Source organism: Shewanella gaetbuli (assembly GCF_023284065.1).
GTDB classification, from domain to species: Bacteria; Pseudomonadota; Gammaproteobacteria; order Enterobacterales; family Shewanellaceae; genus Shewanella; species Shewanella gaetbuli.
The window spans coordinates 60765-74916 of the sequence record NZ_JAKIKP010000007.1 but is presented as its reverse complement, the minus strand read 5'-3'; the positions used below and the strand labels follow the sequence as shown (position 1 = coordinate 74916).

Below are 14152 nucleotides of genomic sequence, written 5' to 3'. Positions count from 1 at the left end.
CTTATTGTTAACAATTAGGAGTTTACATGTACAAGGCAAAGGCTGCAATTGCAGACGGCAAAGGAGGTTTCTTTTTTGACACCGTAACCTTAGGTAAGCCAGAGGCAGGCGAAGTAAAAATAAAAATACATGCCTCGGGTATCTGCCATACCGATTTGGACTCTATTCAAACTTGGAATAAGAAGTTCATCATTGGCCACGAGGGGGCGGGTACTGTAGTCGAACTTGGTGACAATGTAACTGGCTTAGCTATTGGCGATAAAGTGATTTTGAATTGGGCAATTCCTTGTGGTGAATGTTTTCAGTGCCAAGAAGGTAACTTACATATTTGTGAGGTTAATAGCCCTGTAACGGGCGATGGTTTATGCGGACATGCCCATGAGCAAGGATGCCAACATAATGGTGATAGTTTAAGCCGCTCATTTCATTTAGGCACCATGAGTGAATACACCATAGTCAAATCAGCCGCGGTGATAAAAATTGACAGTAATATACCATTCCCCAGTGCAAGTATTGTTGGCTGTGGTGTAATGACCGGATATGGCTCAGTGGTTAATGCTGCAAAAGTAAAAGCGGGTTCTACTGTTGCGGTTTTAGGCTGTGGTGGAGTGGGTTTAAATGTGATTCAAGGTGCGGCAATTGCCGGGGCGGCTAAAATCATTGCTATTGATTTGTCAGAATCTCGTTTGCAACAAGCTAAACAATTTGGTGCTACTGATATCATTGTGGCCAGTAAAGATGACCCTAACTTGACTGAAATGGTTGCTCAAGTTAAAGCCTTAACACAAGGCCGTGGTGCCGATTATGGCTTTGAATGTACCGCCGTTCCAGCTTTAGGTTCAGCTCCATTGGCATTAATTAGAAGTGCCGGTGTAGCCGTGCAGGTCAGTGGTATTGAGCAAAAAATTGATTTTGATTGTGAGTTGTTTGAATGGGACAAAATTTATATCAATCCACTGTATGGACAGTGCAACCCAAAGCGAGATTTTGGCCAAATTATTCAATTGTACGATGCAGGTAAAATGAAACTAGATGAGTTGGTAACGAAAACCTATTCATTAGCCGAATTACAACAAGGTTTCGACGACATGTTGGCAGGACGGATTGCCAAAGGCGTTATCGTGTTTGATGACTAACTTAACCAATCTAACTTACGGTTTAATTATTATTTTGTAGGGAATTATTAATGACAATCAATCGTTTAGAAGTTTCACCTCTTAATTCCTGCGATGATAATTTTGTCACGATTACGGCTTATAGTAGCCACCTGAATGGCCGAGGCGATATTAGTGTTTATTGCCAAGCCACACAGAGTACAAACGTGCCAATTATCATACTGTTACACGGGGTATATGGAAGTCACTGGGTGTGGAGTCAGTTAGGTCAAGTAGAGCAGGTTTATCAAAACCTGCGTCAGCAAGGCTTAAATGAGTTTGTGCTGGTAATGCCATCAGATGGAGGCCATTTTGAAGGCAGTGGTTATTTACCATTTAATCATGCTGATTATGAATCTTGGGTTGTTGAAGATGTCATTTCCGCAGTTATTGATACTCAACCTATGTGTTCTGATAAATCAAATATTTATATTTGTGGCTTATCAATGGGCGGCTATGGCGCATTACGGCTAGGAGCGAAGTATCCTAAAGTGTTTAGCGGTATATCTGCTCATTCGTCAATTACCAATATTGAAGATTTCACTGATTTTGTAGACCGTAAGACATTGGGTGCATTGCAACAAACCACTGATAATTATGGTGGAGATGTGTTCACTACATTAAATGATAATAAATCGACATTAGTACCGTTAAGATTAGATTGCGGTAAAGATGACCCGCTTTTTACTGCTAATAGCCAATTAGTAAGGCAACTTATTACGGCCAATATTAACCATACATTTGAAATATTTGATGGTGGACATAGTTGGGAGTATTGGCATCTGCATGTGGCGAAGACGTTTGAGTTTTTTGCCAATATAGAACAAGCACAATAATGCCTGAAATTTATATGTATTAGCCTAAAGGTTTTCATAGCCGTTACTATTGAGTTTTTCCTACTCGCCAACCTAGAGGATTTTCTACACGTCACCCTCGAGATCTTTAATACGTCACAATTGAGATTTTCCTACCCGCCAACCTAGAGGGTTTTCTACCCGTCACCCTCGAGATCTTTAATCGAGGGTCTGCTTTTGAGATTGTGGCAGTAAAAGCAGGTTCCGGCTTACAAGCATTGCCGGAATGACGTGTGGTGAGGCGTTGCAGTAATGACGATATCCCCGTCACCCTCGAGATCTTTAATCGAGGGTCTGCTTTTGGTTTGTGGCAGTAAAAGCGGATTCCGGCTCAAAAGCACTGCCGGAATGACGATAACCCCGTCACCCTCGAGATCTTTAATCGAGGGTCTGCTTTTGGTTTGTGGCAGTAAAAGTTGATTCCGGCTCAAAAGCATTGCCGGAATGACGTGTTGTGAGGTGTAGCAGTAATGACGATAACCCCGCCACATTTGAGGGTTTTACTACCCGTCACCCTCGAGATCTTTAATCGAGGGTCTGCTTTTGAGATTGTGGCAGTAAAAGCAGGTTCCGGCTTACAAGCATTGCCGGAATGACGTGTGGTGAGGCGTTGCAGTAATGACGATATCCCCGTTCACCCTCGAGATCTTTAATCGAGGGTCTGCTTTTGGTTTGTGGCAGTAAAAGTAGATTCCGGCTCAAAAGCATTGCCGGAATGACGTGTGGTGGGGCGTCGCAGTAATGACGATAACCCCGTCACCCTCTAGTTATTTACTCGAGGGTCTGCTTTTGGTTTGTGGCAGTAAAAGTAGATTCCGGCTCAAAAGCATTGCCGGAATGACGTGTGGTGGGGCGTCGCAGTAATGACGATAACCCCGCCACATTTGAGGGTTTTACTACCCGTCACCCTCGAGATCTTTAATCGAGGGTCTGCTTTTGAGATTGTGGCAGTAAAAGCAGGTTCCGGCTTAAAGCATTGCCTGAATGACGATAACCCCGTCACCCTCGAGATCTTTAAACGAGGGTCTGCTTTTGGATTGTGGCAGTAAAAGCAGATTCCGGTTTAAAGCATTGCCGGAATGACGTGTGATGAGACATTGCTGGAATGCGTTTGATAAATCATTGTTTTATCAACTTCATAGGATAGCTTTGCTGAGCATTCCACTGTCCTACATAAAGGTTATTGTCCTGATCGACACAAATACAATGTACGTGATTAAATACATCTTCAGTGCTTTGCATGGGTTGCAAGTGACCGTCAATGTACTCTGGTTGTGTTGCGCCCAAATTGGCTATTACAGTATTGTTTTGATCAAAGATACTGATAAAACCTGTGTTGTCGGCATTATGGTTATTGACATGTGACCAACAAACCGGAGCGAAGAATAAGTTGTCTTTGAAAACTGGCCCGCCAATATAAGCGCCATTTGTATCAATTTTATTGATAAATTCTCCAGCTAATGAAAATACCTTTAAGCATTGTTCAAATCGCGAACTTACAATTAAAGTGGGATTTTGTTTGTCACGCCGATCTATTTCAATACCGTGGGTGTTATGGAGGTTGTAGTTTGAATCTTTATTATCATGACCGCCCCAATGATTAATGTACTGACCTTGCTTGTCGTAATGTAGTAAAAAGTCACTGCCATAGCCGTCGGTGACATACAAATCACCATTGGGGGCGATAGCTATATCGGTTGGGCGAAAAGGCTGTTCTGGTTTATACACCCCATATGTTTGTGGATGGCCAATAGTATAGATAAGCTTGCCGTCTAGGGTCATTTTTGCCACAAAGCCACTTTGTGGAATGACTTTGTTATAAGGACTATCCCATTTGTCGACACTTTTACCGTCCCATTGGCGATTGACTATCCAGCCACTGTCTACTACATAAATAAATTCTTGCTGACCTTCTTTAACAATTTTTATTGCATGACCACCTGGAAATTGGCTGCTGAATGCATCCAGTAATTCTCCTTGTTGGCTATAAACTAAAATATTATTGCGAGGATTATCGGTGATCATAAAGATGCGCCCTTTGGCATCCATAGCAAAACCATGGCAGTTTTCGATGGGGTATTTATTCGGATCAAGTTTGCCCCAATCTGCATCAATTAAATAAGTAAACTCACCGTGGCCAATTATTTTACCGTGAGGGTCTTTTCCATTTTTAGGTAAAGCATGTTGCGTGAGAACAGCAGTTTGATTAGATGATTTTGAAAGCATGATTTTCTCATATGATGTTACCGCTCAAAAAATTGAGCGGTAAATAAAAGAACTGTTCGGTAAAATTAACTGGCTTTCCAATTTATAATAGCGTCATCGTCCACTCGATTTAATGGATAATAAACCGCTTCATTTGGTTTAAAGGGCTGATTTGTGATGGCATTATAGGCACTGATCATCGACCAACGTGGCTCTGAAGAGCGGTTTTGGTTGGACTTATGCAGTAAATTACAGTGGAAAAATAATACGTCACCAGGTTCAAGTTCCACATTAACTAGGGGGTGATATTTCATCGCTTCTTCAACGAACTCTATAGCAGCGCCTTTTTGGTCACCGGTTTTGTTGTGGTCTAAACGGCCCAAGTGGTGTGAGCCTTTTAACACCTGTAAGCAACCATTTTCAGGGGTCGCTTTATTAATGGCTATCATGCAACTTATCGCTTTGGGATAAAGCATTAAGTTGTCGCGGTGCCAGTAACCAAAGTCTTGATGCCATTCCCATGCGCCGCCCACAAAAGGCTCTTTCATCATGATTTTGGTACTGGTGTGGTAAACCTCTTCGCCAATGAGTGTTTCGCATACTTCGACTAACCGTCTACCGCGTGAAAACATGCTGTAAAAGTCGTCACCGGTTTTTTGCCATAAACAGACTTTACTTACAGCGCCTTGTGCATCTTTTTTATCCCAAGCTCGCTCATACAATGAATCATCGTTAAATGCAGCTTGTTGTAAACGTGAAATTTCTTCCTGAGAATAGTAACTCTTCATAATCAAATAGCCGTTTTGATTAAATTGGGTAATTTGCTCGGCGGTTATTGTCATTAGTTATTGTCCTTAACCCATCTTGATTAATGTTTATTGTTGACAATGATTGCTGGTATTGCTGATAATTTCAACTACAATTTATATAAAAATATTGCATTCATATATGAATATATTGAGGTTTAGTTAAGCAACTGTTTTATCTAGTTTATTAGTGTTTTTTGACGCTGAAAAATTTTTTATATTCATATAAGAATCTTAAAATAAAGGAACTAAAGTGAAAGATAAAACGAGCCAAAAATATGCTGTACCCGCGTTAGATAAAGGGTTGGATATACTTGAGTTTTTGGTTGGTAATGCAATGCCTTGTAGCCAAAGTGAGATTGCGGCGGGTGTAGGGCGTGGCCCAAATGAAATTTATAGAGTGCTTGTTGGATTGGAAAAGCGGGGTTATGTTCAACGTCATCCCACAACAGGTCGATATGAATTATCGTTAAAGTTGTATCACCTTTCTAGAAATATTTCGCCCATTGATCGTGTTCGACAATCGGCGTTGCCACATATGGAAGATCTAGCCGTAAGTACTGGTCAATCTTGCTATTTAAGCATGCTGTATCAAAGCCAAGCAATGGTAATTGTTTATGCTAGAAGCACCAGTGCCATTCACTTAAGTATTGCTGAAGGTGCAATGTTTAGTTTAAGCCAATCGACAGCGGGAAAATTACTTCTGGCAAATAGTAATGCCGAAGTGCAAACAATGTTAATAGAGCATGATCAGACATTTTGCCGCATGGGGGCATCTGAACGAAGTCATTTAACCACAGAGTTAGCAACTATAAGACAAGCAGGCTTTGTTGCGCAGCATAATAGTTTATTGACAGGGGTAAAAGATTATTCCGTACTGATTGGCCAACCAGATGCAAAGGTTATTGCGGCTTTAAGTATGTCCACTTTTGAAATGCAAACCGATGGATTGAATAGCTCGCATGACCTGCTTGAATCACTTTTTAAAACAGCCAGTCAAATTACCAAGCTAATTGCGGAATAAAACACAACGGCAATATTGTAGACAATAAACAATGTTGACGTTATGGTATTAACACTTAGTCATTACGCAAGGTTTTAAGAATTGCTGTTAGATAGTTAATAATACTTTCTGAATTCTTATCTGTCTTTCATGGATGGTACTGGTATGAATAGACGTCAATTTGTAATCAACCTTTCCGTTGTTTTAGGTTGTAGTGTTGTGTCAATTGAGAGCATGGTTGTTGCAGCAACATCGGAGTTAGACAATAGAACCTACAAGGCAAAATTTACTGAAAAACAACTTGAATGTATTAAATTAATTGGTGACATCATCATTCCGCATACGGATACACCCAGCGCTAGCCAAGCTGAAGCTCACTTGTATGTTGACTATTACGTTCATCATTTTATGACCCCTGATGAACGAATGAAGTTTGTTGGCCAGTTTGATAATTTACTTAATGCTAATCCAAGTTTTTTAGATCTTTCAGCCAATCAACAAGTTAAGTCAATAGAGATACTTGATCGTGATATGTACCAAGGTTCTGAGCAAAGTACATTCTATCGCAAGCTTAAACAATTGATTGTGATTGGTTATTACACTTCAAAAATTGGCGCGACTCAGGCGTTAAACTTCGATCCCATTCCCGGGCCATATCAGGAACTTAAACTCTCCGAAGTTGGCGGTGTTTGGTTTTAACAGTTTAAGGTTAATTTAAAGGAATAAGTATGAAAGCGCATAATATGGATTTTGATGTGATCGTCGTGGGTTCAGGCATGTCCGGTGGGATTGCAGCGAAAGAATTTTGTGAGAAAGGTTATAAAACGTTGGTTTTGGACCGTGGAGAACCTATTGAACATGGTAAATATAAAACGGAAGGGTTAGCGCCTTGGCAAATGCCTTTTAGAGGGGAAGTGTTACAAGAGTTTAAATTACAGCAGCACATTCAGAAAAATATCTACATCTATAGTGACTTTACTAAGCACCATTTAATTAATGATCTTGAAAACCCCTATATCCAAAAACAACCATTTATTTGGTATCGCAGTGCTAAAGTAGGAGGTAAATCATTAATTTGGGGCAGACAAAGTTACCGTTGGTGCGAACAAGACTTTAAAGCAAAATGAAATAAACATGGTAGATGATATGACCGCAACGGCGGTTGAAATATTAACCGCCGCGGGACTTGAAGATGTTAAAGGATTTGAAGGATATGCACCTCCTGGAGGGGCTATACATGAAATGGGAGGATGTTGCATGGGTCACGATGTTAAAACCTCATACCTTAATAAATGGAATCAATGTCATGAAGTGGCAAATTTATTTGTAACCGATGGCTCAGCATTTTCATTAACCTCGTGCGTTAATCCATCTATTACCTTTATGGCATTTACCGCAAGAGCAGTTGATTATGCCGATAAACAGTTAAAAGCTGGGTTACTTTAACCCATTAAAACATTGCGGTTAAATAGCATTATTTAGGGTAGGTAATAGTATGATTTGGTCTGGTCATTTTTTGTTAATTATTGGCTTTAGCTTGACGCTTTTGAATAGCCCGACATTATTAGCCAAACAATTTAACGTCTTGTTATTTACTAAAACAGCAGGGTGGCATCATCAAAGTATTTTAGAGGGAGTGAACGCTGTGAAGGTGTTAGCTGAAAAACATCACTTTGATTATGAATGGCATGAAGATGCCAATCAATTTAACCCTGAAAATTTGAAACGTTTTGACGCAATTGTTTTCTTAAATACTACGGGTGATGTACTTAATGATGAGCAGCAAAATGCGATGGAGCAGTTTATTCAATCTGGTAAAGGTTTTGTCGGGGTACACTCCGCTTCTGACACTGAATATAAATGGCCATGGTACACGCAGTTAGTAGGGAGAATGTTTGTTATCCATCCTGCAATTCAAACCGCAAAAGTCAATGTTGTACCAAGTGATTTTCCGGGAAGCTCAATGTTGCCAGATTCCTTTTTATGGACAGACGAGTATTACTATTTTAGCGAGCCATATTCTAAAAACTTGAAATATATTTTATCCGTTGACGAGTCGACCTACGAGCCTGCTGCTCAATGGGGAGATGTAAAGGTCAGTGGCATGGGCGATTTCCACCCTGTGTCGTGGTATCAAGAGTTTGATGGTGGACGGTCATTTTATACTGCATTGGGACATTTACCAGCGACTTATCAAGACACCATTTTTTTGCATCATCTTTATGGTGGTATTAATGGGCTGCTACCGGCAAAGGTTTATTTAAAGAGTAAGTAGGAGAAAGTGCCGTTAATAATGAAGTTTAACGGCACCCAGTTATTTAGTGTTGTAAACGTTGTTGAATCACTTTTAGACGCCAACCAAATAACACAGCCGCTGAGGTTAAGCCCGCAATTAATCCAATCCAAAATCCATGTGCACCCATTTGCGGCACGATAATGTTTGTATAGGCTAATACATACCCTAGTGTCATACCAATAAACCAGTACGAAAAGAGTGTGATATAGAAGGCGCTGCGAGTGTCTTTATATCCACGTAATGCACCTGCCGCAACAACCTGAATTGAGTCTGATATTTGATACAACGCCGCCATAAGCATCAAGCTGCCAGCAAGAGCAACTACTTCAGGATTATCATTATAAAGTAGGGCAATCTCTTCTCTAAATACCACAGTTAAAATTGCCGTCATCATAGCCAATGAAAGTGAAATAGCTAAACTGACATAGGTGACTAATTTGGCTATATCGGTTCTTTCTCTACCTAAATAATAGCCAATACGAATAGATGCTGCGATACCGACAGATAACGGCAACATAAATACAATGGACGAAAAGTTTAGTGCAATTTGATGGCTAGCCACCACGTTGGCACCTAATGGCGCTAAAAATAATGCTATTACTGCAAATAAGCTAACTTCGAAAAATAGCGCCATTGCAATAGGAAACCCCAGCTTCACCATTGAAATCATGGTTGATAAATGCGGCGCAAAAAATTGTTTAAACGGCGCTATTTCTGCGAATCGTTTATGTATTTGCATATAGATAATCATGGCAATAAACATGGCCCAAAAAACTAAAGCGGTGGCTACACCACAACCCGCTCCGCCCATCGCCGGTATGCCAAAGCCACCATAAATGAATAAATAGTTAGCTGGAATATTCACTGCAAGTCCGATGAAGCCAATGACCATGGTCGGTAACGTGTATGATATGCCTTCACTGCACCCCCTTAATACCTGATACAAGGCAAATGCAGGAGCTCCCCATAAAATAGCATCGATATATCCCACAGTTAAATGATGCAGTTGCGGCTCTAAATCCATCATTTGTAAAATGTAACTTGATGAAGATAAAAATATCATCACACCAACGGCACCAATTATGGCAATATATCCCGCTTGGAAGAGTAGGTTTGGGATCACCTGCTGATTATTTGCACCATGATGCTGCGAAAATACAGGTGTGAATGCCATTAATAAACCTTGAACAAATAATATGGCAGGCAGCCATAAACTTGTGCCAACGGCAACGGCTGCCATATCAACTGCACTGACACGACCAGCCATAACGGTGTCGATAAATCCCATCATGGTTTGGGTTATTTGTGCAATTAAAATAGGTAAAGCCAACTGTATTAATCGCTTGGCTTGAAAGCCGGTATTGTTCATATGGTGCCCATCATCAACGAGAATGTATTATGTTTACAGGAATTGTTCAAACCACCAGCGAAGTGGTGTCGATTCAACAGCAAGCTGGATTGAAACGTTTTGAAATTGCAATAAAACCAGAGTTTACCGTTGGATTACAAACCGGTGCTAGTGTAGCGACTAATGGTGTTTGTTTAACGGTTACAAAGATTGAGAATGATAAAGTTTTCTTCGATGTAATGGAAGAAACATTAAAGCTCACTAACCTAAATAATATCAAACAAGGTGATCTTGTTAACATTGAGCGTTCATTAACATTTGGCAGTGAAATAGGTGGGCATATTTTATCAGGTCATGTTCATACTCAAGCCCAAGTGATAACAGTGAGTCACACTGATGAACATTATGATTTAGAACTTGCAGTAGACACTAAATGGCGAGATTACATCTTTTATAAAGGTTTTGTGGCGGTTAATGGTTGCAGTTTAACTGTTGGCAAATTAACAGAGCGTGGCTTTATGTTGCATCTCATACCTGAAACCTTAAGACTGACGAATATTAGCCACTATCACGTGGGCGATAAAATGAATATTGAGATTGATAGCCAAACTCAAGTGATTGTCGATACAGTAGAAAGAATATTAGCTAAAAAGCAATTGTCATAGCCAGTATGAGTGGATTGCTAAAGGCTAATAAACCTGTTCATCGTCAGTATCAATAAATAATTGCACTGTACGTCTGTTGTCGTCTACATGCATTCTTATGTGAATGGGGTTACAACAGATTCGGCAGTCGTCGTAATATTCTTGATCGCCAGCACTGGTATCAATGGTGACGTGTTGATGATGGCCGCAATGTGGACAGCTAATCGACTTAGATATGAGTCTCATGGCAAACACTCCTTAACGCTCTAAAATCAACCTTTCTGTATAAATTATAGTCTATGGATTGAGGTTCATCTTCAATTGCAAAGTATGTTTTTTAAATTTAATTCTCGTGGTGAAATACCGCTTTAAAGGTTGATTGTTGTAGTGGATGTCACATACAATTGGCGGCTACTTTTTTGGATATCATACTTTATCAAAAACGCATTATGTTTGAGTAAGTAAGACTCTTGTACTGTCTTCATTTTAAAGTGGTGTTATTGCAAAAAAGCTATCTTTTATTATTTGACCAAGTGGCCCTACGTGTGGGTCACCACTGGATAAGGAATTTTCATGCCTGTTATTACATTGCCTGATGGCAGCAAACGTGAGTTTGCTAACCCCGTATCAACTCTTGACGTTGCCGCCGACATTGGTCCTGGCTTAGCTAAAGCGTGTATCGCTGGTCGCGTAAATGGCGAGCTGAAGGATGCTTGCGATATTATTTCTACCGATGCGGAATTATCAATCATCACGGCTAAAGATGAAGAAGGCGTTGAAATTCTTCGTCACTCTTGTGCGCATTTATTAGGTCATGCGATTAAACAATTATGGCCACAAACCAAAATGGCAATTGGCCCAGTTATCGACAATGGTTTTTACTATGACATCGATTTAGACCATAAGCTGACACAAGAAGATATCGACGCATTAGAAAAGCGTATGCTTCAATTAGCAAAAACAAACTACGATGTGGTTAAAAAAGTGGTCAGCTGGCAAGAAGCGCGTGATGCCTTTAGCGAGCGCGGTGAAGAATATAAAATTGCTATTCTTGATGAAAACATCAGTAAAGATTCTACCCCTGCTTTATATCACCACGAAGAATACACTGACATGTGTCGTGGACCTCACGTTCCAAACATGCGTTTTTGCCAACACTTTAAATTAATGAGTGTTGCCGGTGCTTATTGGCGTGGTAATTCAGACAATAAGATGCTTCAGCGTATCTATGGAACAGCTTGGGCAGACAAAAAAGCACTTAAAACACATTTAAACCGTTTAGAAGAAGCGGCTAAACGTGACCACCGTAAAATTGGTAAGCAATTAGATTTGTACCATATGCAAGAAGAGGCACCAGGTATGGTGTTCTGGCATAACGATGGTTGGAGCTTATTCTTAGAACTTGAAAAGTTCATTCGTCAAAAATTAGGGCAATACACTTATCAAGAAGTGAAAGGCCCATTAATGATGGACCGTGTGCTGTGGGAACGTAGTGGTCACTGGGATAAATACTCAGAAGCCATGTTTACTACCAACAGCGAAAACCGTGAGTATGCGGTTAAGCCAATGAACTGCCCAGGTCATGTGCAAATATTTAACCAAGGCTTAAAGTCTTACCGTGATTTGCCATTACGTATGGCAGAGTTTGGTTGTTGTCACCGTAATGAGCCATCGGGTTCTTTACACGGCTTAATGCGAGTCCGTGGCTTTACCCAAGATGATGCACACATTTTTTGTACTGATGAACAAGTGCAAGAAGAAGTGAGTGCATGTATCCAAATGGTATATGACACATATGCAACATTTGGTTTCGAAAATATTGTCGTTAAATTATCAACACGTCCTGAAAAACGTATTGGTGACGATGATATGTGGGATCGTGCTGAAGAAGCATTAAAACAAGCACTTCGTGCCAATAATATTGAATTTGAAATATTACCAGGCGAAGGGGCGTTTTATGGTCCTAAGATTGAGTTCACATTACATGATTGTTTAGATCGTGCTTGGCAGTGCGGTACTGTACAATTAGATTATGCATTACCAACACGTTTAGGGGCAACTTATGTTGCTGAAGACAATAGTCGCCAAACACCGGTAATGATTCACCGTGCTATTTTAGGTTCATTAGAACGCTTCCTAGGTATTTTGATTGAAGAATATGCGGGTAAATTCCCAACTTGGCTTGCTCCAATGCAGGTAGTTGTTATGAATATTACCGATAAACAGTCAGAATATGTGGAAGAAGTTGTTAAATTCTTCAAAGATCAGGGCATTCGTGCATCTTTAGACTTGAGGAATGAGAAAATAGGCTTTAAAATACGCGAACACACTCTAAGACGTGTGCCTTATTTATTGGTCGTAGGTGATCAAGAAATGGAAAATAAGGAAGTCGCGGTGCGTACACGTGATGGTATCGATTTAGGTAAGCTAAAAATAGAAGATTTTGCTACCAAGATACATCAACAAATTTCGCTCCGTAGTCTCAAATTGTTGGAGGAATAGGTCATAAAGATCAAAAGAGCAGCAGGGCGACAACCAGCGCCTAATAGAATCAATGAAGAAATCACCGGTGTACCAGAAGTACGTCTTTCAGGTTTAGATGGTGAGTCGATTGGTATCGTTAGCATCAAAGAAGCACAGAATGTAGCTGATGAAGCAGGTGTAGACCTAGTTGAAATCAGCCCAAATGCTGAGCCTCCAGTTTGTCGCATAATGGACTACGGTAAGTTCCTTTTTGATAAAGCGAAAGCGCAAAAGGAACAAAAGAAGAAGCAGAAACAGGTTCAGGTTAAGGAAATTAAATTCCGTCCTGGCACTGATGAAAACGACTATCAGGTAAAACTACGCAACCTGATTCGTTTTCTAGAAGATGGGGACAAAGCGAAAATTACGCTGCGTTTCCGTGGTCGCGAAATGGCCCACCAAAACCTAGGTATGGATCTTTTGAACCGTATCAAGGCTGATTTGGAAGAACATGCTGTTGTCGAGTCTTTCCCTAAAATGGAAGGCCGTCAAGCTGTGATGGTTCTCGCACCTAAAAAGAAATAGTAGGGCAACCAATTAAAAGTAGCGAAGACTCTTTTTGAGGACTTCGCTCGCCTTACGTTTTATTAACGTCCCAATGCGGAGTTTTAGAAATGCCTAAAATGAAAACAGACAAGGGTGTACAAAAGCGCTTCAGAAAAACCGCTAATGGTTTCAAGCGTAAACAAGCACACTTACGTCATATTTTGACCAAGAAGAGCACTAAGCGTAAACGTCACTTACGTGCTAAATGTTTAGTTGCTAAGTCTGATGTGCCAGCAATTGCACGTCAACTACCATACGCTTAATTAAAGGAGAGATGAACAATGCCTAGAGTTAAGCGTGGTGTAACCGCTCGTGCTCGTCACAAGAAAGTACTTAAGTTAGCTAAAGGTTATTATGGCGCTCGTAGCCGTACTTACCGTGTTGCTGTTCAAGCAGTAACTAAAGCTGGTCAATATGCTTACCGTGACCGTCGTCAAAAGAAACGTCAATTCCGTCAACTTTGGATTGCACGTATCAATGCGGCTTCTCGTCAAAATGGTCTGTCTTACAGCCGTTTCATCAACGGTCTGAAAAAGGCGTCTATCGAAATCGATCGTAAGATTTTGGCTGACATCGCTGTATTCGACAAAGTTGTTTTTGCAACTTTAGTTGAAAAAGCAAAAGAAGCTTTAACTAAGTAATTAGTTAGTCGGCTTTATAAAGAGGAACCTTCGGGTTCCTTTTTTTATATCTCAAGTTAAAATAACCCTGCAATTATAGATACCAACGGTTGAACATTGAAAAGAAAGCCACTTAATTCCAGCGCCAGGACA

The 14152-nt window shown here is 40.4% G+C and carries 16 protein-coding genes; 12 read left to right on the top strand and 4 right to left on the bottom strand.

Annotated features, from left to right (window positions below; translation table 11 throughout):
- The first annotated feature begins 26 nt into the window (after window positions 1-26).
- Together L2672_RS10795 and L2672_RS10790 are read left to right on the top strand one after the other, a co-directional pair.
- On the top strand, window positions 27-1136 hold the full coding sequence (locus tag L2672_RS10795; protein ID WP_248995863.1) for an alcohol dehydrogenase catalytic domain-containing protein: 1110 nt from the start codon (window positions 27-29) through the stop codon (window positions 1134-1136).
- A gap of 50 nt (window positions 1137-1186) precedes the next feature.
- A complete protein-coding gene (locus L2672_RS10790; protein ID WP_248995862.1) occupies window positions 1187-1990 on the top strand; it encodes an alpha/beta hydrolase in 804 nt (267 codons plus the stop codon).
- A gap of 1137 nt (window positions 1991-3127) precedes the next feature.
- On the opposite strand, the gene L2672_RS10785 is transcribed toward L2672_RS10790, so the two are convergent.
- Window positions 3128-4234 (bottom strand): NHL repeat-containing protein, encoded by a 1107-nt coding sequence (locus L2672_RS10785; RefSeq protein WP_248995861.1) that lies wholly within the window; start codon window positions 4232-4234, stop codon window positions 3128-3130.
- A gap of 65 nt (window positions 4235-4299) precedes the next feature.
- Entirely contained in the window at window positions 4300-5055 is a 756-nt protein-coding gene (locus L2672_RS10780; protein WP_248995860.1) for a phytanoyl-CoA dioxygenase family protein, read from the bottom strand.
- A gap of 217 nt (window positions 5056-5272) precedes the next feature.
- Here L2672_RS10780 and L2672_RS10775 point away from each other — a divergent pair, with 217 nt between their 5' ends.
- From L2672_RS10775 to L2672_RS10755, 5 genes are all read left to right on the top strand, one after another.
- Window positions 5273-6043: an IclR family transcriptional regulator gene (locus tag L2672_RS10775; RefSeq protein WP_248995859.1), complete on the top strand. Its 771-nt coding sequence runs from the start codon at window positions 5273-5275 to the stop codon at window positions 6041-6043.
- Window positions 6044-6187: 144 nt separating this feature from the next.
- The gene (locus tag L2672_RS10770) at window positions 6188-6721 is read left to right on the top strand and encodes a gluconate 2-dehydrogenase subunit 3 family protein (RefSeq protein WP_248995858.1); all 534 of its coding nucleotides are present in this window, start codon (window positions 6188-6190) and stop codon (window positions 6719-6721) included.
- Between the two features lie 29 nt (window positions 6722-6750).
- Entirely contained in the window at window positions 6751-7149 is a 399-nt protein-coding gene (locus tag L2672_RS10765; RefSeq protein WP_248995857.1) for an FAD-binding protein, read from the top strand.
- A 7-nt stretch (window positions 7150-7156) separates the two neighbouring features.
- Window positions 7157-7468, top strand: a complete 312-nt coding sequence (locus tag L2672_RS10760; RefSeq protein WP_248995856.1) for a GMC oxidoreductase — start codon at window positions 7157-7159, stop codon at window positions 7466-7468.
- Window positions 7469-7517: 49 nt separating this feature from the next.
- On the top strand, window positions 7518-8297 hold the full coding sequence (locus L2672_RS10755; protein ID WP_248995855.1) for a ThuA domain-containing protein: 780 nt from the start codon (window positions 7518-7520) through the stop codon (window positions 8295-8297).
- A gap of 43 nt (window positions 8298-8340) precedes the next feature.
- Here the strand turns inward: L2672_RS10755 and L2672_RS10750 are convergent, their stop codons facing one another.
- Window positions 8341-9687 carry an MATE family efflux transporter gene (locus L2672_RS10750; RefSeq protein WP_248995854.1) on the bottom strand — a complete coding sequence of 449 codons (1347 nt, stop codon included), beginning with the start codon at window positions 9685-9687 and terminating at the stop codon, window positions 8341-8343.
- A 29-nt stretch (window positions 9688-9716) separates the two neighbouring features.
- Here L2672_RS10750 and L2672_RS10745 point away from each other — a divergent pair, with 29 nt between their 5' ends.
- Entirely contained in the window at window positions 9717-10331 is a 615-nt protein-coding gene (locus L2672_RS10745; RefSeq protein WP_248995853.1) for a riboflavin synthase subunit alpha, read from the top strand.
- A gap of 24 nt (window positions 10332-10355) precedes the next feature.
- Here the strand turns inward: L2672_RS10745 and L2672_RS10740 are convergent, their stop codons facing one another.
- Entirely contained in the window at window positions 10356-10556 is a 201-nt protein-coding gene (locus tag L2672_RS10740) for a CPXCG motif-containing cysteine-rich protein (protein ID WP_248995852.1), read from the bottom strand.
- 327 nt (window positions 10557-10883) lie between these two features.
- Here L2672_RS10740 and thrS point away from each other — a divergent pair, with 327 nt between their 5' ends.
- The 4 genes from thrS to rplT all read left to right on the top strand — a co-directional run bounded on the left by thrS (window position 10884) and on the right by rplT (window position 14020).
- On the top strand, window positions 10884-12812 hold the full coding sequence (gene thrS / locus L2672_RS10735; RefSeq protein WP_248995851.1) for a threonine--tRNA ligase: 1929 nt from the start codon (window positions 10884-10886) through the stop codon (window positions 12810-12812).
- Between the two features lie 3 nt (window positions 12813-12815).
- On the top strand, window positions 12816-13358 hold the full coding sequence (gene infC / locus L2672_RS10730; RefSeq protein ID WP_248995962.1) for a translation initiation factor IF-3: 543 nt from the start codon (window positions 12816-12818) through the stop codon (window positions 13356-13358).
- Between the two features lie 89 nt (window positions 13359-13447).
- A complete protein-coding gene (gene rpmI / locus L2672_RS10725) occupies window positions 13448-13642 on the top strand; it encodes a 50S ribosomal protein L35 (RefSeq protein WP_055023949.1) in 195 nt (64 codons plus the stop codon).
- A gap of 18 nt (window positions 13643-13660) precedes the next feature.
- A complete protein-coding gene (gene rplT, locus L2672_RS10720) occupies window positions 13661-14020 on the top strand; it encodes a 50S ribosomal protein L20 (protein WP_011637486.1) in 360 nt (119 codons plus the stop codon).
- The last annotated feature ends 132 nt before the right edge of the window (window positions 14021-14152 follow it).